Genomic DNA, 22,934 nt, shown 5'->3' on the forward strand with positions numbered 1-22,934 from the left:
CGCGGGTGATCCGCTAAGAGCCCGAAATGGGGGTAAATCACCTGAACGAGCACGGAGACCACGATGAAGGACGCACTCTCCATCCATCGGCTCCTGCTGGAGCACCAGACGGAACACGAGATCGTACGCCTGCCGAGACACATCAGCTGCGCGGACGATCTCCCCGAGGTGCTCGGACTCCCGGCGTTCCGCTGCCTGTCCACCCGGATCTACCTGCCGTACGAACCCGGCCGGCTGTACACCGAGCACCATCCCCTCATCGCGGTGATCGTCCCCGCGGGGATCCGGCCCGCGCCGTCCGCCGTCGCCGACCTCGTCGGAGTTCCGGAGATACGCCCGGCGCCCGTCGACCTGGTGAACGAGATCACCGACTACGCGGCGGACCTGGTGGCGCCGCTCCTGCTGCCCGCCGAGGTCACCATGCTCGTGGACCAGCGGACGACGTACGGCGACGAGGTCGTCTACACGCCCACGGGAGAGGCGTGGACGGCTCTGGGGATCCACACGCTCGACCTGTTCGCGCTCTGCGACGCGAAACCGACGCCGATCCCCTGCACGGGCGTCCGGGACGCCCCCCGTCCTACCGATCATTGACCGAGGACGCACGTACGGCTACTACGATTGCGGCCGTGTCCCGCCCGCGCAGACCCAGACGCCGGCCCGCCGCCCCATCGGGCCGTCACCGCGAGGAGACGTCGGCGGGTGGGCTGGTCGTCGACACGGCAGGCACCCCGCGCGCCGCGTTGATCGCCAGGTACGACCGAGACGGCAGGCTCCTGTGGTCGCTGCCGAAAGGGCATCTCGAGGCCGACGAGACGATCGAGGAGGCGGCCGTGCGCGAGGTCGAGGAGGAGACCGGCATCCGTGGCCGGATCCTCGCCCCACTCGGCAGCGTGGACTACTGGTTCTCCGCCGACCGGAGACGGGTGCACAAGACCGTGCACCATCATCTGCTGATCGCCGTGGGAGGCGTCCTCTCCGACGGCGACGCGGAGGTCGCCGAGGTCGCCTGGGTGCCGCTGGACGAGGTCCGCGACCGTCTCGCCTACGCCGACGAGCGAGCCCTCGTCGCCAAGGTGCCCGAGCTCCTCGCGGGCACCGCATGAAGCGGCTGCTCGCCCTCGTCGTCCCGCTGGTGCTGACCGGAGGCCCGGCACTCGCCGCCACCACGCCTCCCCGCCCCGGCACCACCCACACCACGCACAGCGGCCGCGCCACCACCCGCGCCACCACCCGCGCCGCGACCCCCGAGCGGGCCTCCCGCGAGACGCAGCCCGCGACCAAGTCGCCGGTCAGCGTCATCATCGACGCGGTGTCCCCGAGCTATCTGACGCAGCCCTCCCAGACCCTGAGGCTGAGAGGGCAGGTGCAGAACCAGTCCGACAACGCCTACCAGCGGCTCACCGTGCGCCTCGTCTACTCCACGCAGCCCGAGCGGACCCGTGGGGCGCTCCAGGCGTACGCCGACGGGAAGGGCAGCGATCCGTTCACGGCCGGGCCCTCCCAGCCGCTGACGGCGGCCACGCAGCCGGGCGGCAAGCAGCCGTGGGCCCTCAAGCTGCCCGTCAGCCGGATGCACCTGCCCGGGTTCGGCGTCTATCCGCTCGCCGTCGAGGTGCTGAACTCCGTCGACCAGGTCGTCGCCCGGCAGCGCACGTTCGTCACCTACTTCCCGAAGACCACGTTCGCCATGAAGACCAAGGTCTCGTGGGTCTGGCCGGTGATCGACCAGCCGCACCGCGCCGACGACTCGACGTTCACGGACGACCGTCTGGAGCGCGCGCTGGGCACCGGAGGACGGCTGAACGACCTCGTCGCGGCCGCGGCCCCGTACAAGTGGGTCAGCTGGCTCCTCGACCCCGCGCTGGCGGACGACGCCGCGAAGATGACGGACAAGGACGGCTACAGCGTCAAGGGCGCGCACAAGCCGAAGAACGCCACCGCCGCCGCCTGGCTGAACACCCTGCGCACCGCCCTCGCCGGCAAGACCGCCATCGCGACGCCGTACGCCGACCCGGACGTCATGGCGCTGTCGCGCGCCGGCCTGGGACAGGACGTCAAGACGGCCGTGGGCGCGGTGGGGACCGCCCTCGGCCGGGCCAACCTGCCCCTGGAGAACACCTCGGTGGCGGTGCCGCCGGACGGCCCCGCCGACCAGCGGACCCTCACCGACCTCGTGAAGGCCGGAGCGAGCACCATCCTGCTCAACAGCACCGTCCTGCCGAACCTCCAGGCGCAGAGTTACACCGCCGACCCCACGACGCAAAAAGAGATCAGCGGGAAGAACGTCCGGCTCATCGCGTACGACGACACGCTCAGCAAGGTCCTCGCCGCGGAGGCCGACGAGCCGGGGGGAGCGGCGCTCACCGAGCAGCGGTTCCTCGCCGAGACCGCCATGATCACCAATGAGCAGCCGGCCAACCCGCGGAGCGTGGTCATCGTGCCGCCGCGCCGCTGGAACCCGGGGCCGGCCCTCGCCAGGGACCTGCTGAAGTTCACCGCGCACGCGCCCTGGATGCGGCCGACACAGCTCGGCACCGTCGCGAAGCAGCGCAAGCCGGAGCCGCGCACCTTCCTGCCGCAGAAGGGCTCGACCGGCCTGTCGAAGCACTACCTCAAGCCGGTGAAGGACCTCAGGCGTGAGGCCTGGCGGTTCGACATGATCTTCCAGCCCCCGGCGAGCGGGTTCAGCCTCGGCGTCCTGCGGGTCGAGTCATCGGCCTGGGGCGACCAGACCCGGACCGGGCTGACGCTGAGACAGACGCTGGAGAACCGGCTCCGCGCCGACCAGGGCGAGATCAAGGTGCTCAACGACCACTTCGACCTCGCGGGCAAGTCCGGCCAGGTGCCGATCACGGTCTTCAACCACCTCGAGCACGGCACCGTCAAGGTCAAACTGCGCGCCGTCTCGCAGAACAACACGCGGCTCCACGTCGAGGGCCCCGGAGCGAAGCAGAGCGAGATCACTCTCGAGCCCGGCCACAAGGAGACGGTCAACCTCTACATGAAGGCCGTGGCCAACGGCCCCGCCTACGTCTACCTCCAACTGCTCGGCCCGGACGGGCAGCCGTTCACGACGACCAGGGTGCTGCAGGTGCGCGCGACGGCGTACGGGCGAACCGCGCTGCTCATCACGGGCATCTCACTTGCCGTACTCTTCGTCGGCGTCGGATATCGCGTGATACGGCGCCGAGGTGACGAAGCGGAGGGCACGACCGGTGACTGAGGCACAACCAGGCCCCGAGGCCGCGGTGACCCGGGTCGATCTCCCGGCGATCTCCCCCGAGGAGCCCGGCGAGGAGCCGGGGCGCCGCGGCGGCGTCAGCGGACTGCTCAAGTCCAGCGCCGTCATGGCCCTGGGCACGATCGCGTCCCGGCTCACCGGCTTCGTCCGCACGGCCGTGCTCGTCATCGCGATCGGCACCGGGCCGCTCGGCGACGTCTACAACACGGCGAACACCTTCCCCAACCAGATCTACGACCTGCTCCTCGGCGGCGTGCTCACGGCCGTGCACGTCCCCATGCTGGTGCGCGCGCTGGAGAAGGACCGCAAGTACGGCGAGGAGTACGAGTCGCGACTGCTGACGCTCGTGCTCGGCGCCCTCTTGGTGCTGACCGTCCTGGCGATGGTGTGCGCTCCGCTCCTGGTCGACATGTCGGCGAGCGCGTACCACAAGCAGCAGCACGACCTCGCCGTGCTGTTCGCGCTGTTCTTCCTGCCGCAGATCTTCTTCTACGGTGTCGGCGCGCTGGCCGGTGCATCGCTCAACGCCCGCGGCAGCTTCGGCGCGCCCATGTGGACGCCGGTGCTGAACAACATCGTCGTGATCGCGGTCGGCGGGGCCTTCGTCTTCGTGGCCGGCCGGGGTGTCGGGCCGGGGAACATCACGCACACCGACACCGTGCTCCTGGCCGGCGGCACCACGCTCGGCATCGTGATCCAGACCATCGCCATGTGGCCCTCCCTGCGCAAGGTCGGGTTCCGGTACCGGCCGCGGTTCGACTTCCGCCGTGAGGAGCTCGCGCCGGTCGGCGGCATGGCGCTGTGGACACTGCTCTACGTCGCGATCCAGCAGGTCGGCTTCGTCGTCAACACGAACATCGCCAACGGCGCCGGGGTCCGGGCCCAGCGTGAAGGCATCACGTACGGCGTCGGGCTCACGCCGTGGAGCAACGCATACCTGCTGTTCCAGCTGCCGTACGCGATCGTCGGCGTCTCGGTGGTCACGGCGCTGCTGCCGCAGATGAGCCGACACGCCTCCGAGAAGCGGTACGACCTCCTCCGGGAGAGCATGTCCTCCGCGTTGAACCTGTCGTCGGTGGTCATCGTGCCGGCCGCCGCGCTGCTGTTCGCGCTGGCGCCGGAGATGACCACGCTGTTCTTCGCCCACGGCTCCACGAAGATCTCTGACGCGCTGATGATCGCGAACGTGCTGCAGGCGTTCACGCTCGCGCTCGTGCCGTTCGCGATCTACCAGATGCTGCTGCGCGTGTTCTACGCGCTCGCCGACACGCGTACGCCCGCGATCATGGCGATCTTCAACGTCGCGATCAGCATCACGCTCGGGCTCATCGGCTACAAGACGCTGCCCACGGACAAGATCGTCATGGGCATCTCGATCGCCCTGGGCGTGTCCTGGACGTTCGGCTGTGTCGTGGCCGCCCTCATCCTGCGCCGCCGGCTGAACGGACTCGGAACCCGGCACATCGTCACGTCGCACGTGAAGATCGCGATCGCGAGCGCTCCGGCGCTGGGGTTCGCATTCGCCGTGCACCTGCTCGGTTACAAGATGTTCTACTACCACGTCATCTCGTCGCTCGGCGTTCTGGTGGTCGGCGGGGGCGGGGCCATGGTGCTGTACTTCCTGGTCGCCCGCCTTCTGCGTATTCCGGAGTTGGAATCGCTACAACGAACCGTGATGGCCAGATTGCCCGGTCGTGGGGCGAGTTAGGAGGCGCTGCCCGTAAGGTGGGAGAGCGCGACTCGCGCCGGGTAGTAATCCAGCGACGCTCCTCGAGCGTCCTACGATCGGGCGGGATTGTGATGAAGTCTTCCTCCGTCCATAAGGGAACGAGGGAGGGTCGAAGGCGTAAGGGAGCCACGGCACTGATGATGGGATGCGACCACCTACGCCGGACGCCGCGTTGAGCACGTCCGTCATCGAACCTGGAACCCGCCTGGCCGGTCGGTACCGTCTGGACGACCGCGTCAGCGAAGCGGGCGGCTCCACATTCTGGAAGGCGACGGACGAGATCCTCGCCCGCGCGGTGGCGGTGCTCACCTTCGCCCCGGGCTTTCCCCGGGTGAACGACGTGGTGACCGCGGCCCGCGCCGCGAGCCGCCTCACCGACCCGCGGCTCACCCAGGTCTTCGACGCCGACGACAGCGGCGAGCGCGCCTACGTCGTCAGCGAGTGGGTCACCGGTGAGACCCTCGAGGACCTCCTCGCCCAGGGCCCCATGGAGGCCGACCGGGCCGCCGCCTTCCTGCTCGAGGCCGCCGAGGCGCTGACCTCCGCGCACGCCGCCGGCCTCGCCCACCTCTGCCTGACGCCGCACAACCTCGTCTGGACCAGCGGCGGCACCGTCAAGATCACCGGTCTGGGCGTCGAGGCCGTCCTGTCCGGGGCGGAGTCCGACACGCCCGCGCTGGACGACGTGCAGGGCCTCGGCGCCATGCTGTACGCCGCGCTCACCGGCCACTGGCCGGGCGGAGAGGGCACCGTCCTGCCGCCCGCGCCGACCGGGGCCGACGGGCGGCCGCTCCTGCCGAGCCAGGTCCGCGCGGGCATCCCGCACAACCTCGACGCGATCGTCGGCCGGGCGCTGGGCATCGCCGTCCGGGGCGCTCCGGAGCGGTTCGACTCCCCCGGAGCCTTCGCCGACGCGCTCGCCAAGGTCCCCCGGTCACCGCTGCCGTTCGTGCCCCTCGTCGGCTCGACGCCTCCGGCGGTCGTGCAGCGGCCCGACAGCACCGACCGTACGGCGAACATGTCCGCCGCGGCGTCCCAGCCGATCCCTCCGGTGCAGACCATCCCCGACAGCGCGCGCATGCGCCCTCCGCAGCCGCCACAGCCGCCGCAGCACGCCACCGTCGGTATGCGCTCCTCGGGCGGCGGAAACGGCCGGGGCTCCTCCAACAGGCCCCTCCTGGTCGCCGTGGTCGTCGTCGTGCTCGTCGTGGTCGCCGTCGGCGGCTGGGCCCTGTCCCAGATGGGCGGCGACGACGGCACCAAGAACGCCAAGGGCGGGACCCAGTCGAGCACCAGCGCGTCCCCGACGCCGAAGGTCGGCGAGCTCAAGGTGGACCGCGCCCTCCTGGACAACGACCCCCCGCACGCGGACACGACCGCCCCGAAGGACCTCGGCAACGCCATCGACAAGAGCAAGTCGACTTACTGGACGACGCAGCACTACTACGGCGCCGACTTCGGGGGGCAGCGCAAGGGCATCGGCCTCGTCCTCGACATGGGCAGGACCGTGACGGTCGACCGGGTCGCCGTGAGCATGCCGGACGGGACGCCCGGCCGGGTCGAGCTCCGGGTCGGCGACTCCCAGAAGTCCTCCGCATCCCAGACGCAGGACACCGGTGACGCGGTCGGCAACTTCGAGCTCAAGGGGAAGCAGGCCAAGGGCCAGTACATCACCCTGTGGTTCAGCAAACTGCCGTCCATCGGAAGTTTCCAGATCAAGGTCAAAGACGTCACCGTGTACGGAACGGCCTGATTACCGCTGCTTCGATTCGGCGGCCCGACACGCTGCCGGAGCGGAGTGGCCGTCGCCGGGTATCGCCGTCTGAGCACCTCCGAATGGAACGGACGGGGATAATTCCCTCAGAGGGGACGTGACAGTACTCAGACGGCTACCATCGTGAGCGTGTTGAGGCCCCCCTGCACCGCGGGAAACCCTGTACGCCGGCCACGGTGGCAGGATCGGGAGGGGGACTCGGGGGGACACGGTGAGCGAGGGCGATACACCATCGGCGGGGTCGCCGGTTACGGAGCGGGCTGACGAAAATGGCGGTCATACGCGGGGGACATTCGATCGAGGCCGTCCCGGACAAAGAGCTGCTGTCGCGGCACGCGAATGGCGATCCGTACGCGTTCTCCGAACTCGTACAGAGGCACCGCGACCGCATGTGGGCCGTGGCGCTCCGCACGCTCGGCGACCATGAGGAGGCCGCAGACGCCCTCCAGGACGCATTCCTGTCCGCGTACCGCGCGGCCGGCCGGTTCCGCGGCGACGCCGCCGTCACCACCTGGCTGCACCGCATCGTCGTCAACGCCTGCCTCGACCGGATCCGCCGGCGCACCATCCGGCCGGTCGTGCCGATGGGCGACGACGCCACGCTCGACTCCGTCGCGCCGAAGAACCCCGACCCCACCTCCAGCCACGAGCTGTCCCTCGACGTGAACGAGGCGCTGCAACGCATACCCTTCGAACAGCGGGCGGCGCTCGTACTCGTCGACATGATGGGGTACGCCGTCGATGAGGCAGCGAGGGTCCTGGAGGTCCCACCGGGGACCATCAAGAGCCGCTGCGCGCGTGGCCGCGCCCGTCTCGCACCCCTTCTCGGGCACCTACGGAACCAGGGACGCGGCTCGGGCGTCGAATCTGCGGAGGAAGGAGGTGGCACATCCGCGTGACTGCCGCACACCTTGACTACGATGCGCTGGCCGACCTCGCCGAGGGGATTCTCGACGATGCCACGGCCACATCCGCAGAGCAACACCTGGCCGAGTGCGCCCAATGTCGTGATCGGGCCACTGAGGTCGCGGACGTGTCCCGCGTTCTCGCGGAGGCACCCACACCGCCGATGCCCGCTCACCTCGTCGAACGCCTCGACGCGGTGATCGCGGCCGAAGCGGCGTCCCACGTGCCGGGGCACCGGCACGCCCGTCGATTTCAGCTCCTCGCAGCGGCGGCGGCCGCGGTGGTGGTCGTCGGCGGCGGGGGCGTCATCGCCCGCACCGTCCTGGAGAACGGCGACTCGAACAGCGCCACCGTCTCCCAGCGACCGGTGGAGGATCCCTCTCGCCCGCGTGCGGGGGCTCCCCGAGCGCAGCCGCGGCCCGTGCGATCCGTTCCGTTCACCGCCGTACGGAGCGGGACCCGCTACACCTCGGCGGCTCTGGAGTCTCAGGTCGCCTCGGCACTGTCCTCGGCGACCGCCGCCGACCACGCGCTGAGCGCGGTGGCGCCCGGATCGCTGGCGGACTGTGTCGGCCGGGTGAGCGGCGGGAAGGCCCCGCTGCTCGTCGACTCGGCCACCTACGACGACCGTCCCGCGACGGTCATCGCGCTACCGGGTGCCGACGCCGGGCACGCCGACGTCTGGATCGTCGGAGCGAAGTGCTCCGCCGATGACCCGGACCTGATCGCCCACCGGCAGATCGCCCGCTGATCAGCGAGCGTCGTACGGCCGGACCGCCCTCTTCACCCGGGCGCTCCGGCCGTACGCGGCACCACCCCGGCCGGAGGACCCAGGCCCCTGGGCCGTACGACGCAGGTTCCCCGGTCGTCGGGCGCAGCGCCCGGCCGTTGGACGGCAGTGCCCACGGTCGTACGATGCGATGCGCTCCCGTCGTCACGTACAGGCCTCCGGCCCACGATGCGCGCTTCCCGGCCGTCGGGCGCGGGTGGTCCGGCGGGTACGTCGCGCGCGTGTGCGTGAGCGGGAATGCCCGCGCCCTAGGATCGGTTTAAGGGCACTGCGAGCGGAGGTGACCGGGCCACCCAGGACCGGGCACGTGCTCCGCGGACGCGATCAGAGAGAGGCACTGTGGTGAGCGACGTCCGGAACGTGATCATCATCGGTTCGGGGCCGGCGGGATACTCCGCAGCGATCTACGCGGCACGGGGAGACCTCCGGCCGCTGGTCTTCGAGGGCTCCGTGACCGCCGGTGGCGCTCTGATGAACACCACCGACGTGGAGAACTTCCCGGGCTTCCCCGACGGCATCATCGGTCCCGACCTGATGGACAACCTGCGCAAGCAGGCCGAGCGCTTCGGCGCCGACCTCGTCGCCGACGACGTGACCGAGGTCGACCTGAACGCCTCGCCGAAGGTCGTCAAGGTCGGCGACGACACCTACTACGCCAAGGCGGTCGTGATCGCCACCGGGTCGAAGTACCGCGAGCTCGGGCTGCCGAAGGAGAAGCAGCTCTCTGGACGCGGCGTCTCCTGGTGTGCCACCTGTGACGGATTCTTCTTCCGCGACAAGGACATCGCGGTCGTCGGCGGCGGTGACTCCGCCATGGAAGAGGCGATCTTCCTCACCCGGTTCGCTCGGTCGGTCACCATCATCCACCGGCGCGACAAGCTCCGCGCCAGCCGGATCATGCAGGACCGGGCGTTCGCCAACGAGAAGATCAAGTTCGCCTGGAACAGCGAGGTCGCCGAGATCCTCGGTGAGGAGAAGCTGACCGGCGTCCGGCTCCGCGACCTCACCACCGGCGAGGAGCGCGACCTCGAGCTGTCGGGTCTGTTCATCGCGATCGGCCACGAGCCGCGCACCGAGCTGTTCGCCGACCAGCTGGAGCTGGACGAGGAGGGGTATCTCCGCGTCTCGGCGCCGACGACCCACACCAACATCGCCGGCGTCTTCGGCGCCGGTGACGTCGTCGACCACCGCTACCGCCAGGCGATCACCGCGGCCGGCACCGGTGCCGCGGCGGCGCTCGACGCCGAGCACTGGCTGCAGGAAGAGGGGCTCGCGGAGCTGACCCCGCAGCAGTTCTCCTCCTCCGTGCCTCTCCTCGGCGCCTGATTCCCGCAAGTTTCCCGGCCTCCCGCGGCCAGGTCGGCGGTGGCCCCGTGTTCTCGCACGGGGCCACCGCCATTTCATGCCCCCTGGCCTGCGGAAACTCACCAGAGCTCCGCTGGCGGGTGAACGTGACCGTGCTGGTGTGATCGGCTCAATCCCGGGGTCGGAGCGCTTCAGTAGCCTCTCGGAGCCCAGGGGGCTCATCGGGCCCTCCGAGCTCTCTCCGAACGCCTTGACGGGCACTCCATGGGCACGATGATCCCTGAATGCGCGGCGTGTCGCCTTGCACAGCGCCTCCCTGCCGCCTCTCGCCCGCCGATGTTCGCGGGCCTCCCGGACGTGCCTCGTTCCGTGATCCTTCCGTGAGTCGCCGTCCGCGGATCATGGCGGTGCCGGCGGAATGTCGCGACACCCTGCTGCGGGATTCCGAAGGCCGAGAGGGAGTGAGCAGGCTACTGACACTCTCGTGTCGCTGGGCAGCCGGGCGGGCCGGGTGGCCCGCCGCGGCTACATCCCCGCTACTCTCCGGCCATCACGGTAAAGGTGAATCCGGTGCTCGTCGGACGGCGCAGCGGAATGTCGCACTTGATCCGGCGCAGTACCTCGTTCCTGCTGAGGCCGAGCCCTTGCGCGATGAGCCGTTCCGGGCGCACCGGGACCGGATCCTCGAAGACGACCTCCACCTGGACCGGCAGCGCCTCGTCGAGCCGTGCCGACGGGGCGTCCAGCCGCCAGGCCCCCGTCCAGTCCAGGGTGAAGCGGTTACGCCGGGCGATCAGCGGATCCAACAGCCTGGCCGCCACCAGTTCCGGATCGTTGACGCGGTAGCCGTGGAGCTCGGCCGGATCGAAGGAGCTGACCGGCGCTCGCTCGTGCCCGGTGAGTTTGCTCGTCCGATCGCAGGATACGCAGCGGACCAGCAGCCACACGCCCAGCCATTTGGCGTTGGCGTTGACGCGGAACCTGCCCTCGCCGGTGGTGGCCGACTCCGACCGGCAGTCCACGCACCGCAACGACAGCAGAGGCAGCCTGGTCCGGCGAACGACCCAGGGCAGCACGGTATGAGGTTGTGAAGACAATGAGCCCTCTAGATCTGACACGAGGCCGATTGCGCGCGGTCTCGAACGCTGTATGACCGGGCGCACCAGAGCAGCCCGGCAGGACCGACAGGAGCGTCGGCTACAGGCGAGTGGAAGAAGGTGTCAGGTCTGAAGAGCAGGCGGGGTCACGCGGTCTTGTCCTCTGTTCTCACTGCGACGGGGCCGCAGGCAACCTACGGGAACGCGGGAGGAAGGCTCAAACGGTTTTCCGACGATGCGTTCCGTCCTCGCGTCATGGCAGCGGGAGTACGCACCTGACGGGCACCGTCACCCCCGCGCAGTAGGGCCGGCGTCGTCGTCCGGCGCGCGGTCGCCCCGCGCGCCGTAGGGCCGCGCAGCGGGTGCCGAACTCCGAGCGGTCGACGCCTATGCGCGGGTGGTGCGTAAGGGGACCGGCCGGCGCCGGGCGGTCGGCCCGGAGGGATCGGCAACGGCCGTCGACCCCGCGGGCCGATGGCGGGTCGGCAGCGCGTGGACCGACGGCGGGGAGGTCGACGACGGCCGGTCAGCGGTGGGTGGTGCGTCGTGAGTGGGCCGACGGCAGTTAGGTCGACGGCAGGTGGTCAGGCCGGAGGGGCCGACGGCGCCGCCACCCTGGATGAATCGACGGCGGGTGAGCCGACGGCGGGTGAGCAGTGGGGTGGTGTGTGGCGGGCGGGCGGGTGCCGGGCGGGCGGCCCGGAGGAACCAGTGGCGGGCCGCCGGCTCGGGTGGGCCCACAGCGGATAGGCCGGCAGTGGGTCGATCGGCGGAGGTGAGGGCGGCAGCGGGCGTGAGAGGCCGTCAGACGGGCCGGAGGGCGCCTTCCGGGGACATGGAGCCGAGAAGTCGTTCCAGCGCGACCTCGACGTCCTCACGCCAGGAAATGGCGGACTTCAGCTCGAGCCGCAGGCGCGGGTACCGGTGGTGCGGCCGTACGGTCTTGAAACCGACCGCCAGCATGTACTCGGCCGGCAGGACGCAGCCGGGCTTCTCCCACTTGAGATCGCCGAAGGCCTCGATCGCCCGGATCCCTCGGCGGGTCAGATCCTTGGCGACTCCCTGCACGAGCATCCGCCCGAGTCCGCCGCCCTGGAACTCCGGCACGATGTGCGCGGTCATCAGGAGAGCGGCGTCGGCACTCGCTGGGCTCGTCGGAAAGGCCACGGAGCGCGGAACGTACAGCGGTGGTGCGAACAGGACGTACCCCGCGGGCACGCCGTCGACGTACACGATCTTGCCGCAGCTCCCCCATTCGAGGAGCGTGGCGGAGATCCACGCCTCCTTCTCCAGCTCCGTGTTACCGCAGTCCTCGGCCCGCTGCATGCTCACCGGATCGAGCTCCCAGAACACGCAGCTGCGACACCGCGATGGCAGATCGTCAAGATTGTCGAGCGTGATGTTCACCAGACGACGCGACACCGGCCAGGCCCCCTTCGTGGGCGGAGCGCCTTCATTCCCCGAGACCTATTCCCGCTCAGCGGGAGCTTAGAGCTTTAGTTCAACCCACCACTTCGTGAACGGATGGTCGATGTTTCACGTGAAACCAGCCGTCCGGACGGAGCTAGGCGCGCGGACGACTGTCCGGCGTCATCGCGTCGACGATCCGCTCGAGGTCCTCGAGCGTGGCGAACTCGACCACGATCTTGCCCTTGCGCTGGCCCAGGTCGACCCGCACCTTGGTCTCGTAGAGCTCCGACAGCTCGGAGGCCAGCTCCCGGATGCGAGGATTCTCCGGCCGGTTCGGCGCCTTCTGCCGGGCCGCCTTCTTCGTCTCGCCGACCTCGCCGAGAGTGATCAGCTCTTCGACGGCCCGGACCGAGAGCCCTTCCTCGACGATCCGCTTCGCCAGGTACTCCTGCTGTTCGGCGCTCTCCAGGCTGAGGAGCGCCCGCGCGTGCCCGGCGCTGAGGACCCCGGCGGCGACGCGCCGCTGGACGACGGGGGGCAGGTTCAGCAGCCGCAGCGTGTTGGTGATGTGCGGCCGGGAGCGCCCGATCCGGACGGCCAGCTCTTCGTGCGTCGCACCGAAGTCGTCGAGCAGCTGCCGGTACGCGGCGGCCTCCTCCAGCGCGTTGAGCTGCTGCCGGTGGAGGTTCTCCATGAGGGCGTCGCGCAGCATGTCGTCGTCGCCGGTGTCCCGGACGATCGCCGGGATCTTCTCCAGCTCCGCCATCTTGGAAGCGCGCAGCCGCCGCTCGCCCATGATGAGCTCGTAGCGGTTTGGACCGAGCTCGCGGACGACGACCGGCTGGAGGAGGCCGACGATTCTGATCGAGGCGGCGAGCTCCTCGAGCGCGGCCTCGTCGAAGGTCTCCCGTGGCTGCCGTCGGTTCGGGGTGATCTCCGAGATCGGCACCTCGGCGAAGTGCGCGCCCGCCACCGGTTGCGGCTGCGGCGCACCATCGAACCGGCCTGAGTCGGCGGCCGGCGGCGACGCCGGCTGTGCGGGCGCCGTCGGGATCAACGAGCCCAGTCCCTTACCCAGACCCCGGCGTGGCTGGCTCACTTCGTACCTTCCCTAGCACTACGTCGCTGTGAAGCGTCAACCGTCGCGACCGAAGCCCTGACGCGCCCCGGCGTCCTGCTGCTCATCATGCACCGGTCTCCGCGCCCCGGTAGGCCATCTCGCGGGCCGCCTCCGTGTAGGCGAGCGCACCGCTGGAACTCGGATCATAGGTCAGCACCGACTCGCCGTAGCTGGGCGCTTCGGAGACCCGGACGCTCCGGGGGATGACCGTGCTGAGCACGAGGTCGCCGAAGTGGCTCCGCACCTCGTCCGCGACCTGCGCCGCCAGGCGGGTCCGCGCGTCGTACATCGTCAGGAGGATCGTCGACACGGCGAGGCTCGGGTTCAGGTGCTGCCTGACGAGATCCACCGTGTGCAGCAGCTGCGTGAGACCCTCGAGCGCGTAGTACTCCGTCTGGATGGGGATGAGCAGCTCGTCGGCGCCCGTCAGGGCATTGACGGTGAGCAGACCCAGCGACGGCGGGCAGTCGATGAGCACGTAGTCGAACTTGCCGGTGTCGTACGCCTCCAGCGCGCGACGCAACCGGCCTTCTCGCGCCACCATCGGCACGAGGTCGACCTCCGCACCCGCCAGGTGCAGCGTGGCCGGCGCGCAGTAGAGATTGGGCAGCCCCTCGGCCGGAACAACGATGTCCTCGAACGGTCCGCCCTCGAGGATGACGTGATACACGGACGGGATGTCGGCGTGGTGCTCGACGCCCAAGGCGGTCGACGCGTTCCCCTGCGGGTCGAGGTCGATCACGAGCACTCGTGAGCCGTGCATGGCCAGAGCGGCCGCCAGGTTCACCGTGCTCGTCGTCTTCCCGACGCCGCCCTTCTGGTTGGCGATCGTGATGATGCGGCACTTAGGCGGCCTCGGCCATTCCTTCTCATCCCGCTTCGCGACCGCCTTGAACGCGGCCGCCGTCGCCCGCACTATCGGCTGCGCTGTTTCACGTGAAACATCGGCCGACTTGAGTGCCTCACTTACCAACTTCGACTCCCCATGGACCGGGACACGTTGCGACGTCTCATTGACAGGATCGACAGCGGGCGGGGTCGTCGCGGTGGCGGTCTCGACCGCCTGCTCCTCAACTACGGAGGCGGCGATCTGCTCCGACGGCGAGACGGGTGCTCCCGTGGGCTCGGCGGCCGGGGATGCCACCGACTCCGGAGGCGTCACCGGCTCTGGGGGTGCCACCGCCTCTGGAGACACCGTCGCGGGCGGGACCGCCGACCGCGCCACGCCTGCCGCCGCCCTCGCGGACGGAGGTGCGGCCGCCGACGCACCCGGCCAGCCGAGTCCGGAGGATTGCCGTGAAGACGCTCCCGCGCGGTCCGGCCAGCCCAAACCCTCTGCTGTCGTCAAGGCTCGTCACCTCTTTCGTTCGCCGCGCCGGCGCCCGCCGCGACGAGAACTCGTCCGTTTCCCCGAAGGTCGCGGAGCCTTGCCGGCGACGACACGGACGATCGTCGCCGGAGGCTCGACTTTACCGTGACCCACCTGGAGGACCTCCGCGTCGCGAACGCCGAATTCACTCAGAATCGCGCCCGCCTGCTCGAGTTCGTCCACCGCGCGCTCGCCCTTCAGCGCCAGGAGCTCGCCGCCCGGCCGCAGCAGGGGGAGTGCCCACCCCACCAGCCGCTCCAGCGGCGCCACCGCCCGGGCCGTGACGACGTCGACGGCGAACTCCTCGGCGACCTCTTCCGCCCGGGCCCGGCGGACCTCCACGTTGGGCAGCCCGAGGAGGTCGACGCACTCCTGCAGGAACACGGTCCGGCGAAGGAGGGGTTCGAGAAGCGTCATCGACAGATCCGTACGGGCGATGGCCAGCACGAGTCCCGGGAGTCCCGCGCCCGAGCCGATGTCGACGACGGTCGCGTCGGCCGGGATCACCTCCGCCATCACGGCGCAGTTGAGCAGGTGCCGCTCCCACAGGCGATCGACCTCCCGCGGCCCGATGAGTCCGCGTTCGACTCCGGGACCGGCGAGGAACTCGGCGTATCTCTCGGCGGAAGGCAGCGCGTCGGCGAAGATCTCGCGGGCGATCGACGGCGCAGGAAGTAGTGCCATGGCTCAGCGGCTCAGAAACGTCGTATGGGTCCCCACAGTGATGGAATGCTTCCACATCGCATGGCCTCCCGGAAACGCCGACCCGCGCGGCCGGCGACACCTCGGCCACGATCGCCGCATCGAGAGGTGCGCAGAACCCGAGGAGCGCGGCGCGGCGAAGCACGGATTCAACCGGTTGCAGCCCTGACACGTCCCCGGATCGCGGAATGTCCCGCTAATCAAGCAGAAAGGACACGGACGACCGCGAAGCCGGTACGGGGCAGGTACCCCGTACCGGATTTGCGTCAGGCGCCCACGCCCGCTCGCACGGGTTCCCGGCCGATGTCCTCCGCCTGTCTGCACCGAACTCCCGGACCAGGTCCCCGGCCGCGCCTACCGGATTCCCGGCGGACGCCCCCGGCCGGTGGTGCCGAGTCCCGGCGGTCGTCCCCTGCCGCTCGTGTCGATTCCCGGCCGGCGCGGACTCGGGCCGTACCGTTCGAATGAATGCTCGGAGCCTGGTCCGCCCGGCTCGATCCGCTCAGAAGAATCGAGGTCGTCGCAGGTCGGCTCGCCTTCCTCATAAGGAAACTGCGGCCCTGTGCATATCTCGCGTGGACCGGGTACGTCTCCCGCTGGCCGATCCATCCCCGGAAGGAGCCGTCTCAGATGGGCATCGGAACGGGCCTGGCGTTCATCGCGATCGGAGCGATCCTCGCCTTCGCCTTCAATTTCCACGTCAGCGGGATCGACATCCAGATGATCGGATGGATCCTGATGTTCGTCGGCGCCGCGTGGCTGGCCATCACCTTCGCCTACACGCGTCCGCGCCGCCGCCGCCAGGTCGCGCAGATCGTCGAGGACGACCCGGTGTTCGTCACCCAGGAGGAGAGCCCCACGGTCGTCGTCCGAGAGCCCGCCCAGCGCGCGGAGTCCCCTGTCCGCCCACGGCCCATTTCGGGAGGCCGCCGCGACGTCACGAGGTATGAGCCGGAATAAGCCGACACGACCCGCCGTGGGCTGACCGGCCGCATCCCAGTCAGAACAGACAGAGGCCCCGCCACTCCGTCAGTGGCGGGGCCTCTCGGCTTGCGGCCGGCTGCGCGGGCCGGTCTGTTCGTCCAGCCGGGTGCGGCGTTCGCTCGGCCCGGTGTGTCGCCGGGCTCGGCGGCGGCCAACGGGTTATTCGGCGTAGACCACGACGTACCGGTTGGGCTCCTCGCCCTCCGACTCGCTGCGCAGGCCCATGGCGGCGATCGCGTCGTGGACGACCTTGCGCTCGAACGGCGTCATCGGCGACAGGGCCTTGGGCTCCCCGGTGCGCTTGACCTCTTCACCGACCTCGGTGCCGAGCTTGGACAGCTCCGACCGGCGGCGCTCGCGGAAGCCGCCGACGTCGAGCATGAGCCGGCTCCGCTCCCCCGTCTGGCGGTGCACCGCGAGACGGGTCAGCTCCTGGAGCGCCTCCAGCACCTCGCCCTTGCGGCCGACGAGCTCGTCCAGCGTGGCGCCGACGACGGACACCAGCGCCCGCTCGCCCTCGACGTCCATGTCGATGTCGCCGTCGAGGTCGGCGATGTCCAGCAGGCCCTCGATGTAATCCGCCGCGATCTCGCCTTCCTGCTCGAGCGCCTTGATGTCGACCTTCGCGGTCTCCTCGGTCTCGGCTTCGGCTTGGCTCACTCCGGGCTCCTCTTGCGTGCTGCGGCTGGACTGGGAAGTCACGCTATCGCTTCCTCTTGCTCCGCGACTGGCGTGACGGCTGGTGCCGTACCGCCTTCGGCGTGTCGTCCACCGGCTCCACCGGCTCCTCCGCCTCGGGCTCCTTCTTCTTCGCCTTACCCACGAGCGCGTTGCCCGTCGCGGGCTTCGCGGCGCCGTTCTTGACCGCGGTCCGGGTGGTCTTCGCGGTGCCCGCCTTGGCGGTGGTGGTTTTGGCGGTCCCGGTCTTGGTCCCGGCGGCCGGCTTGGCGGCCGCGGCGCCGTTGCCCTCAGCACCGGGCTTCGGCATCGGGTACTTCTTGTACACGTAGTGCGACTGGGCCAGGGTCCAGGAGTTGGTGGTGACCCAGTAGATCAGGACGCCCAGCGGCAGCGTGAGGCCGAAGAGGCCGAACAGCGGCGAGAGGTACACCAGGTACTTCTGCGACTGCATCATCGGGTTGTCGGCCGTCATGCTCTGCATCGACCGGCCGACGCTCGACTTCATCGTGAAGAACGTGGTCGTCGAGCTGATCACGACGGCGGCACCGGTGACGATCATCGCGCCGACGTGGCCGCTGGAGAAGGCGTCCTTGAACGTCGAGGGGATGTGGGCGCCGAAGATGTGGGCGTGCTGGGCGCTGTAGATCAGCTTGGCCGAGACGCCGTACTTCGACTCACCGGGCTTCGCCGTGGAGATCGCGCGCAGCACGTTGTACAGCGAGATGAAGATGGGGAACTGCACCACGAGCGGAAGGCACCCGGACAGCGGGTTGGCGCCCGCCTCCTGGTAGAGCTTCATCATCTCCTGGTTGAGGCGCTGCTTGTCCTTCTTGTACTTCTTGCGCAGCGCCTGCACCTGCGGCTGCAGTTCCTGCATCTTGCGGGACGCGTGGATCTGCTTGACGAACAGCGGGAAGATGATGATCCGCATGAGGACGGTCAGCAGGAAGATCGACAGGCCCCACGCCCATCCGCTGTCCGCCGGGAAGATCAGGCTCAGGCCGGCGTGGATCTGTACGATCACCCACGCTACGGCCTCGAACAGCGGACTGAGGAAGCTGAGACTCACCGGCTGGCTCCTATGTGCTCTCCGAAACAGTGCCGCTCTCGCGCGGCGTGAGGTCTTGTGGTGCTCGGCCCTTCCGCGGCGGGACGGGGTCGTATCCGCCGGCGTGGAAGGGGTGGCAGCGGGCGATGCGACGCACCGCCAGCCAGCATCCGCGGAGGGCGCCGTGGGTGCGAAGCGCCTCCAGTGCGTAGGCGCTGCAGGTCGGCTGGTAGCGGCAGACCGGGCCGAGGAGCGGGCTGATGAACCGACGATAGAAGACGATGGGCACCATCAGGGCCCGAGCCGCGAGCGTCGGCTTGTCCGTCATGTCCGCCTCTTGACCTGTCGCCGCAGGAGCCGGTCGAGTGCCGCGTCGAGATCCGCGGCGAGTTCCTCGTGGCGTGCGGTCGCCGCCTTCGCGTTGGCCCGCACGACAAGCAGGCTACCCGGTGCGAGGCGATGCAGGTGTTCGCGCACGATATGCCGGAGCCTGCGACGAACCCGGTTGCGGACGACGGCCACGCCGACCTGGCGGCCGACGGTGAAACCGACACGGGCGGGCTCGTCGACGTCATCCCGGAACTGCAGGTGAAGAACGAGAGTAGGCCGTCCGGCACGATCGCCGCGCCGAACGGCCGAGGTGAACTCTTCTCGCCGCCGCATCCGGTGTCCGGACGGCAGCACAGCCGCCGCTACTCAGACCGCGACTTGAGCGCGGCCCTTGCGGCGGCGCGACGACAGGATCGCCCGCCCCGCACGGGTGCGCATACGAAGCCGGAAGCCGTGCTTCTTGTGCCGGCGGCGGTTGTTCGGCTGGTACGTACGCTTGCTCACTCGAGACTCCAGTGGGGTGCTGCGGTCAACGTGCGGATGTCGCATCGGGCGCCGTGACCCGGCAAAGGGACCGGACGACCTGCGGGCGCGCAGCACCGCCGTCGATGCGACTCGACCGTCGTACGTTACGGTCTGCGCCGCCCTCCGGTCAAACCGAACACACATATCCCCAATAACGCCGGGGCTTGTGCACAAGTTGTGGACAACCCTGTGGATGACGCGTGAGAGAGTGTTCGTCTGACGTTTCGCGGGAGGACAACGCCCGCTGCCGGGCGCCGGCCGCTTCGAGGGAGGGAACCAGGATATGGACGGGCTGGATCTTGCGCTCGTGTGGACGAGAGCCCTGGAGGCCCTGCCCACCGACCTGCCCCCGCAGCACCGCGCCTGGCTCTCCATGACCCGGCCGCTGGCCCTGGTCGAGGACACCGCGCTGCTCGCGACGCCGAACGAGTTCGCCAAGGAGGTCCTGGAGAACCGCCTGCACCCGTTCATCACCGAGGTGCTGTCCGCCCAGCTCGGCCGGGACATCCGCGTGGTGGTCACCGTGCAGCCGGACCCGTCGCCGTCCGCCGAGCGCCAGGTTCCCGCGGAGCCGGAGACCGATCACGAGCAGCCGTCCCACGGCCCCGGCGGGTACCGCCTCGACGGCCCGCGGTTCACGACGCGCGGGCCGGCCGGCGACCCGGGCGGATACGGCGACCCGGGCCCGGCCTCGTACGGCGACCCGGGCCCCACGCCGTACGGCGACCCCGGCGTCGCTCCGTACGGTGACCCGGGCGGCGCCGCGTACGGTGACGCGCAGCCCCCCGGCGGCCCGAGCCCCGCAGGCCCGAACCCCGGCGGCCCGAACCCCGGCGGATACGGCGACCCGGGCAGCGCCGGCGGGCCGGGTGCCGGCGGGTACGGGGAGCGGGGGACCGCCCCGTACGGCAATGACCAGTACGGCGGTGAGCGGTACGGCGGTGAGCGGTACCGCGCGGACCAGCAGTACGGCGGCGGCCCCTACCGCGGCGACGCCTACCGCGACCAGTACGGCGCACCGGCCGGTCCCGGCGGCCCTGGAGGGCCGGGCGGCCCCGGGGGTCCGGGCGGACCGTACGCACAGGACCCGCAGCGCCGCCCCGACCAGCCGGGCCTGCCGAACGTCCCGGGCGGCCGCCGCGACCCGTTCGTGCCGACGCCCGGCGCCGTGCCCGGAGGCGGATGGCAGTCCCGCCCGTCGTCGGACCCGGCCGAGAAGGCGAGCGAGCCCGCGCGGCTGAACCCGAAGTACACCTTCGACACGTTCGTGATCGGCTCGTCCAACCGGTTCGCGCACGCGGCGGCCGTGGCGGTGGCGGAGGCGCCGGCCAAGGCGTACAACCCGCTGTTCATCTACGGCGACTCCGGCCTCGGCAAGACGCACATGCTGCACGCCATCGGCCACTACGCCCAGAGCCTCTTCAACGGGGCGCGGGTGCGGTACGTGAGCTCGGAGGAGTTCACCAACGACTTCATCAACGCGATCCGGGACGGCAAGGCCGACAACTTCCGCCGCCGCTACCGGGACGTCGACATCCTCCTCGTCGACGACATCCAGTTCCTGGAGAACAAGGAGCAGACGCAGGAGGAGTTCTTCCACACCTTCAACACCCTCCACAACGCGAACAAGCAGATCGTGATCTCCAGCGACCGCGCGCCGAAGCAGTTGGTGACGCTGGAGGACCGGCTTCGCAACCGGTTCGAGTGGGGCTTGATCACCGACGTGCAGCCGCCCGAGCTGGAGACCCGCATCGCGATCCTGCGCAAGAAGGCGGTGCAGGAGGGCCTGGTCGCGCCGCCGGAGGTGCTGGAGTACATCGCCTCGAAGATCTCGACGAACATCCGGGAGCTGGAGGGCGCGCTGATCCGTGTGACGGCGTTCGCCAGCCTGAACCGTCAGTCGGTGGACCTGCAGCTCGCCGAGATCGTGCTGAAGGACCTCATCCCCAACGACAGCGGCCCCGAGATCACCGCGGCGACGATCATGGCGCAGACGGCGACGTACTTCGGGATCGACATGGAGCAGCTGTGCGGGCCGTCGCGCTCGCGGGTGCTGGTGACGGCCCGGCAGATCGCGATGTACCTGTGCCGGGAGCTGACGGACCTGTCGCTGCCGAAGATCGGGCAGCAGTTCGGCGGCCGCGACCACACGACGGTCATGCACGCGGAGAAGAAGATCCGCAAGCTGATGGCGGAGAAGCGGCCGATCTACAACCAGGTCACCGAGCTGACGAACCGCATCAAGCAGCAGGCGCGCAACGGCGGTGCCTGAGTTGTCCCCAGCGATCCATGGCGGGTTGGGGGATATGTCGCGGGGATCCACGGCTCTCCGGCCGGGTTGTCCCCAGCCGTCCACAGACGTCCACAGGCGATGCACAGCGGTTATCCCGAGATCGTGGATTACACAGGGTGGGGAAAAACCTGTGGATGGATCACGGTGGACAACCCTGTGGAACAGAGGGGAGAAACGGTGGATGACGTGGGGACAGGCGGTGGACGAGGTGGGGATGGATTCTCGTCATCCCCAGGCGTCCACTGGATCCACAGGGGTCATGCACACCGGCAGTGGATACGAAAACGCGGTCTGACCTGCGGATACTAGGCTTCTCCACAGTATCCACGGCCCCTATGACGATGACTCTCCTTGTATCTACAAAGAAAGAAAGTCAAAACGTAGAGGGGCATGCGGGCCCACGGGCTCGCCCCGTACGGTTTCTTCAGTTCCACCTCACAAGGTGATCAAAACCTCAGGAGACGGTCCAAAGTGAAGTTCCGCATCGAGAGAGACGTTCTCGCCGACGCCGTTGCCTGGACCGCGCGCTCGCTGCCGGTCCGGCCTCCCGTGCCGGTCCTGGCCGGGATGCTCATCGAGGCCGGCGACCAGTTGAAGCTGTCCTCGTTCGACTACGAGGTCTCGGCCCAGATGACGATGGACATCGACGCCGACGAGCCCGGCACCGCGCTCGTCTCCGGCCGCCTGCTCGCCGAGATCTGCCGCAGCCTGCCCGCCGCACCCGTCGAGATCACCACCGACGGGGCCAAGGTCACGCTGAAGTGCGGGTCGGCGAAGTTCACACTCCTCACCATGCCTGTGGAGGACTACCCGAGCCTTCCGGAGATGCCGCCGGCGGCGGGCACGGTCGGCAGCGACGCGTTCGCCGCCGCCGTCTCCCAGGTCGCGATCGCCGCGGGCCGCGACGACACCCTCCCCATGCTCACCGGCGTGCGTGTGGAGATCGAGGGCGAGTCCGTGACCCTGGCCTCCACCGACCGCTACCGTCTCGCGGTCCGTACGCTCCGCTGGAAGCCGGAGCGCCCCGACATCTCGGCGGTCGCTCTCGTGCCCGCCAAGACGCTCTCCGACACCGCCAAGTCCCTCACCTCGGGTGCGGAGGTCTCGATCGCCCTGGCGGCCGGAGGCAGCGGCGAGGGCATGATCGGCTTCGAGGGCGGCGGCCGCCGTACGACGACCCGCCTGCTGGACGCGGAGTTCGTGAAATACCAGTCGCTGTGGCCCAAGGAGACCTCGGCCGTGGCGGAGATCCAGACGGGTCCGTTCGCCGAGGCCGTGAAGCGCGTGGGCCTGGTCGCGGAGAAGAACACCCCGGTCCGCCTGTCGTTCCGGCAGGACGAGGTCGTGCTCGAGGCGGGCAGTGGCGACGATGCACAGGCTGTGGAAGTTCTCGGCGCCTCGCTGGACGGTCAGGACATCGACATCGCGTTCAACCCGAACTTCCTGCTCGACGGGCTCAGCGCGATCGGGTCGGACGTCGCACGGCTCGCCATGACGACGTCGACGAAGCCCGCGGTCATCACCGGCAAGCCCGCCGACGAGGGCGACCCGGACTACCGCTACCTGATCATGCCCATCCGGCTGTCAAGCTGAATCCGCGGGGTAACTAGGCTCAGACGGACACAGA

General features: G+C 69.6%; 21 protein-coding genes. 11 read left to right on the forward strand and 10 right to left on the reverse strand.

The features are described from left to right. Positions 1-63: 63 nt before the first annotated feature. The 8 genes from NDW01_RS17420 to trxB all read left to right on the forward strand — a co-directional run bounded on the left by NDW01_RS17420 (position 64) and on the right by trxB (position 9,769). Positions 64-594 carry an aminoacyl-tRNA deacylase gene (locus NDW01_RS17420; RefSeq protein ID WP_252821773.1) on the forward strand — a complete coding sequence of 177 codons (531 nt, stop codon included), beginning with the start codon at positions 64-66 and terminating at the stop codon, positions 592-594. Between the two features lie 35 nt (positions 595-629). Further along, a complete protein-coding gene (locus NDW01_RS17425) occupies positions 630-1,106 on the forward strand; it encodes an NUDIX domain-containing protein (RefSeq protein WP_252821775.1) in 477 nt (158 codons plus the stop codon). Further along, complete coding sequence (locus tag NDW01_RS17430) at positions 1,103-3,226, forward strand: DUF6049 family protein (protein WP_252821777.1); 2,124 nt, start codon at positions 1,103-1,105, stop codon at positions 3,224-3,226. The genes NDW01_RS17425 and NDW01_RS17430 overlap by 4 nt, the downstream gene beginning before the upstream one ends. Beyond that, positions 3,219-4,952 (forward strand): murein biosynthesis integral membrane protein MurJ, encoded by a 1,734-nt coding sequence (murJ, locus tag NDW01_RS17435; RefSeq protein ID WP_252821779.1) that lies wholly within the window; start codon positions 3,219-3,221, stop codon positions 4,950-4,952. Before NDW01_RS17430 ends, murJ begins: the two co-directional genes overlap by 8 nt. A gap of 166 nt (positions 4,953-5,118) precedes the next feature. After that, entirely contained in the window at positions 5,119-6,726 is a 1,608-nt protein-coding gene (locus tag NDW01_RS17440) for a protein kinase family protein (RefSeq protein ID WP_252821781.1), read from the forward strand. Between the two features lie 290 nt (positions 6,727-7,016). Beyond that, positions 7,017-7,646, forward strand: a complete 630-nt coding sequence (gene sigM, locus NDW01_RS17445; RefSeq protein ID WP_252781295.1) for an RNA polymerase sigma factor SigM — start codon at positions 7,017-7,019, stop codon at positions 7,644-7,646. After that, positions 7,643-8,404, forward strand: coding sequence for an anti-sigma factor (locus tag NDW01_RS17450; RefSeq protein ID WP_252821783.1), 762 nt, complete (start codon positions 7,643-7,645; stop codon positions 8,402-8,404). Before sigM ends, NDW01_RS17450 begins: the two co-directional genes overlap by 4 nt. Before the next feature lie 381 nt (positions 8,405-8,785). Beyond that, positions 8,786-9,769, forward strand: coding sequence for a thioredoxin-disulfide reductase (trxB, locus tag NDW01_RS17455; RefSeq protein ID WP_252821785.1), 984 nt, complete (start codon positions 8,786-8,788; stop codon positions 9,767-9,769). 515 nt (positions 9,770-10,284) lie between these two features. Here the strand turns inward: trxB and NDW01_RS17460 are convergent. The 5 genes from NDW01_RS17460 to rsmG all read right to left on the reverse strand — a co-directional run bounded on the left by NDW01_RS17460 (position 10,285) and on the right by rsmG (position 15,428). Then, complete coding sequence (locus NDW01_RS17460) at positions 10,285-10,824, reverse strand: DUF1062 domain-containing protein (protein WP_252821787.1); 540 nt, start codon at positions 10,822-10,824, stop codon at positions 10,285-10,287. Between the two features lie 825 nt (positions 10,825-11,649). Next, positions 11,650-12,267, reverse strand: a complete 618-nt coding sequence (locus tag NDW01_RS17465; RefSeq protein ID WP_252821789.1) for a GNAT family N-acetyltransferase — start codon at positions 12,265-12,267, stop codon at positions 11,650-11,652. Between the two features lie 142 nt (positions 12,268-12,409). After that, complete coding sequence (locus tag NDW01_RS17470; protein WP_252821791.1) at positions 12,410-13,354, reverse strand: ParB/RepB/Spo0J family partition protein; 945 nt, start codon at positions 13,352-13,354, stop codon at positions 12,410-12,412. 85 nt (positions 13,355-13,439) lie between these two features. Beyond that, complete coding sequence (locus tag NDW01_RS17475) at positions 13,440-14,294, reverse strand: ParA family protein (protein ID WP_406567733.1); 855 nt, start codon at positions 14,292-14,294, stop codon at positions 13,440-13,442. A 435-nt stretch (positions 14,295-14,729) separates the two neighbouring features. Further along, the gene (gene rsmG / locus NDW01_RS17480) at positions 14,730-15,428 is read right to left on the reverse strand and encodes a 16S rRNA (guanine(527)-N(7))-methyltransferase RsmG (RefSeq protein ID WP_252821793.1); all 699 of its coding nucleotides are present in this window, start codon (positions 15,426-15,428) and stop codon (positions 14,730-14,732) included. Between the two features lie 648 nt (positions 15,429-16,076). On the opposite strand from rsmG, the gene NDW01_RS17485 reads away from it, so the two are divergent. Then, positions 16,077-16,406, forward strand: a complete 330-nt coding sequence (locus tag NDW01_RS17485; RefSeq protein ID WP_252781302.1) for a DUF6458 family protein — start codon at positions 16,077-16,079, stop codon at positions 16,404-16,406. A gap of 183 nt (positions 16,407-16,589) precedes the next feature. Here NDW01_RS17485 and NDW01_RS17490 read toward each other — a convergent pair whose 3' ends face one another. From NDW01_RS17490 to rpmH, 5 genes are read right to left on the reverse strand one after another with little or no spacing between them, the layout of a single operon-like run. Next, positions 16,590-17,090, reverse strand: coding sequence for a Jag family protein (locus NDW01_RS17490; protein WP_252781303.1), 501 nt, complete (start codon positions 17,088-17,090; stop codon positions 16,590-16,592). A gap of 43 nt (positions 17,091-17,133) precedes the next feature. Continuing rightward, positions 17,134-18,180, reverse strand: a complete 1,047-nt coding sequence (yidC, locus tag NDW01_RS17495) for a membrane protein insertase YidC (RefSeq protein WP_252821795.1) — start codon at positions 18,178-18,180, stop codon at positions 17,134-17,136. A 10-nt stretch (positions 18,181-18,190) separates the two neighbouring features. Beyond that, positions 18,191-18,487: a membrane protein insertion efficiency factor YidD gene (gene yidD, locus NDW01_RS17500; protein ID WP_252781305.1), complete on the reverse strand. Its 297-nt coding sequence runs from the start codon at positions 18,485-18,487 to the stop codon at positions 18,191-18,193. Continuing rightward, on the reverse strand, positions 18,484-18,822 hold the full coding sequence (gene rnpA, locus NDW01_RS17505) for a ribonuclease P protein component (RefSeq protein ID WP_252821797.1): 339 nt from the start codon (positions 18,820-18,822) through the stop codon (positions 18,484-18,486). Before rnpA ends, yidD begins: the two co-directional genes overlap by 4 nt. A 33-nt stretch (positions 18,823-18,855) precedes the next feature. Then, positions 18,856-18,993, reverse strand: a complete 138-nt coding sequence (gene rpmH, locus NDW01_RS17510) for a 50S ribosomal protein L34 (protein WP_252781307.1) — start codon at positions 18,991-18,993, stop codon at positions 18,856-18,858. Positions 18,994-19,297: 304 nt separating this feature from the next. Here rpmH and dnaA point away from each other — a divergent pair, with 304 nt between their 5' ends. Both dnaA and dnaN read left to right on the forward strand, forming a co-directional pair. Beyond that, a complete protein-coding gene (gene dnaA / locus NDW01_RS17515; RefSeq protein ID WP_252821798.1) occupies positions 19,298-21,286 on the forward strand; it encodes a chromosomal replication initiator protein DnaA in 1,989 nt (662 codons plus the stop codon). A gap of 492 nt (positions 21,287-21,778) precedes the next feature. Next, positions 21,779-22,900 (forward strand): DNA polymerase III subunit beta, encoded by a 1,122-nt coding sequence (dnaN, locus tag NDW01_RS17520; RefSeq protein ID WP_252781309.1) that lies wholly within the window; start codon positions 21,779-21,781, stop codon positions 22,898-22,900. The last annotated feature ends 34 nt before the right edge of the window (positions 22,901-22,934 follow it).

It is taken from the genome of Actinoallomurus soli (genome assembly GCF_024055715.1).
Classification (GTDB): domain Bacteria; phylum Actinomycetota; class Actinomycetes; order Streptosporangiales; family Streptosporangiaceae; genus Actinoallomurus; species Actinoallomurus soli.

Coding starts and splice junctions, on each gene's coding strand:
- dnaA (WP_252821798.1), top strand. CDS start 19,298: ATGGACGGGCTGGATCTTGCGCTCGTGTGGACGAGAGCCCTGGAGGCC.
- sigM (WP_252781295.1), top strand. CDS start 7,017: ATGGCGGTCATACGCGGGGGACATTCGATCGAGGCCGTCCCGGACAAA.
- yidD (WP_252781305.1), bottom strand. CDS start 18,487: ATGACGGACAAGCCGACGCTCGCGGCTCGGGCCCTGATGGTGCCCATC.
- NDW01_RS17485 (WP_252781302.1), top strand. CDS start 16,077: ATGGGCATCGGAACGGGCCTGGCGTTCATCGCGATCGGAGCGATCCTC.
- NDW01_RS17440 (WP_252821781.1), top strand. CDS start 5,119: ATGCGACCACCTACGCCGGACGCCGCGTTGAGCACGTCCGTCATCGAA.
- NDW01_RS17430 (WP_252821777.1), top strand. CDS start 1,103: ATGAAGCGGCTGCTCGCCCTCGTCGTCCCGCTGGTGCTGACCGGAGGC.
- rsmG (WP_252821793.1), bottom strand. CDS start 15,428: ATGGCACTACTTCCTGCGCCGTCGATCGCCCGCGAGATCTTCGCCGAC.
- rnpA (WP_252821797.1), bottom strand. CDS start 18,822: ATGCGGCGGCGAGAAGAGTTCACCTCGGCCGTTCGGCGCGGCGATCGT.
- NDW01_RS17420 (WP_252821773.1), top strand. CDS start 64: ATGAAGGACGCACTCTCCATCCATCGGCTCCTGCTGGAGCACCAGACG.